Annotated in this window: 1 protein-coding gene and 1 rRNA gene; both read left to right on the forward strand. The window is 39.9% G+C overall.

Annotated elements, in window-relative coordinates; translation table 11 throughout:
* The first annotated feature begins 128 nt into the window (after positions 1-128).
* A 5S ribosomal RNA gene (gene rrf, locus H589_RS0117955) occupies positions 129-243 on the forward strand.
* Positions 244-670: 427 nt separating this feature from the next.
* Positions 671-1,636 carry an AEC family transporter gene (locus H589_RS0117960; RefSeq protein WP_027723309.1) on the forward strand — a complete coding sequence of 322 codons (966 nt, stop codon included), beginning with the start codon at positions 671-673 and terminating at the stop codon, positions 1,634-1,636.
* Positions 1,637-1,847: the final 211 nt, after the last annotated feature.

Here is a 1,847-nt window from a genome sequence, read left to right on the forward strand (position 1 = left end):
CAATGTACTCAGCTGACCAGTACTAATAAATCGTGCGACTTATCTTTCTTCTTTCCCTATTAACTATATATTTATAGTTAATAACCAAGGACCACGCACGGTCCAAAGTTTTTGACCAAGGAATTTGTCCTTGCGACCATTGAGGAGGGGCCACACCCGACCCCATTCCGAACTCGGAAGTTAAGCCCTCCATCGCCAATGATACTGCTAGGTAGCTAGTGGGAAAGTAGGTCGTCGCAAGGACTTTTTTTCGCCCTGTAAAAAGGGCAGCCAAGCCCCGTACAACTACGTTGTATGGGGCTTTTTGCGTTCTGCTAAATATACTCGATTAGTCTATCCACCCTGGATGTTAATGAGCTAGCTAGGGAGGGGGATGTAGATGTGACTGCTAGATTGTATGGAGTCTATAGCTCATCGGGAGATACATATTAAAAATTACAAAATGAGCATTTGCGTTTGGAAGTTTCTTTAAGTAGAACTCCAATTCAGCGATTTTGACCCTGTGAAAGATCTTTCCGTATATTCAATGTGTATCAGCACAATATTGCAAAATCATAATTATTAGAGTTGTTAATTGAGCAACATGTAAAAATTAATATGCTGCGATCGTGACGATATATATGTCATCATATTAATTAAAACTTCGTAACTAAAAATAGATGAGATTCTAATGCTTCAAATAGTAGCGTTCGCGCTAATTCCTTTATTCCTAATGATCATTGCCGGGGCTGTTTCGTATAGATTTGAGATCTTACCTGAGAACAGTGCTACAGTTTTGAATGCTTTCGTATATTATTTTACCCTGCCGGCTTTATTGTTCTGTTCGCTAGCGACAACGCCTTTCGAAGAAATTGCGCAGATGCAATTTATAGGCGGTTACTTATCTGCTATGATTGGCATTTATGTGCTTATGTTTGTGACTTCTAAAATTCTGTTTAAAGGCCACTATACAGAAGCAGGAATGCGCGCCACAACTGGCTGCTTTCCAAATTCTGCATATTTGGGACTGCCTATTATGATGTTTCTTTTTGAAGGGAGTCATGAAGCATTACTTGCCACGACTCTGGCGATAATCCTTCCTATAGTAATTATTATCATTGCAGTTGCAACATTTGAATTGCATCGAGCTGATAAATCTCAGTCTTCTGGAAAAGTTGTATGTAAAATAGTGTTCTCCATGATAAAGACACCATTGATAACCGCTTCTTTTGCTGGGGTAGTCTACTCATTTATGAAACTAACCTTACCTGATTTTCTTGTGGAAGGTTTGCATAGTTTTGGAATGGCTTCGGTTCCATGTGCTTTATTTGCAATTGGAATTTTGATTGCCAAGCAGAAGGTGGAATTGAAGTTCTTTGAAATAGGAGTTGTTAATCTTTTTAAATTAGTACTGCATCCTTTGCTCACAGCAGGGCTGCTGATGCTGTTTGGTGTACGTGGGCAATTGCTTTTTATGGGAGTCGTTCTGGCTGGAATGCCTGCGGCAGCGCTGGCCTGTGTTCTGGCTGAATCATATAAAGTTTGTGAAGCTGAGACTTCTGCATCTGTTCTGGCGTCTATGATTCTCTATATTCCTGCCATGCTGTTAACACTTGTGATAGCGGATAAATTTGGATTTAAGATTATTGCAGGGTAAAGTAAGCCTTGATATGAAGTATAGGAATATTACCCTTAAGATTTTCGGTTCATCACAGATTCCCGGGATAAATATCTGAATTGAGACAACGACAACATCTTGATATCTTTAAGGTAACCACACACTTGAGATGTCACAAAGAAGGCTGCCGTTGTCGAAGAAGGATATTCCGAATGTTTTGGGTGTTTGGAAAGGCTATCGGATAGGTTCT

Origin of the sequence: Maridesulfovibrio zosterae DSM 11974 (genome assembly GCF_000425265.1) — a bacterium.
Classification (GTDB): Bacteria; Desulfobacterota; Desulfovibrionia; order Desulfovibrionales; family Desulfovibrionaceae; genus Maridesulfovibrio; species Maridesulfovibrio zosterae.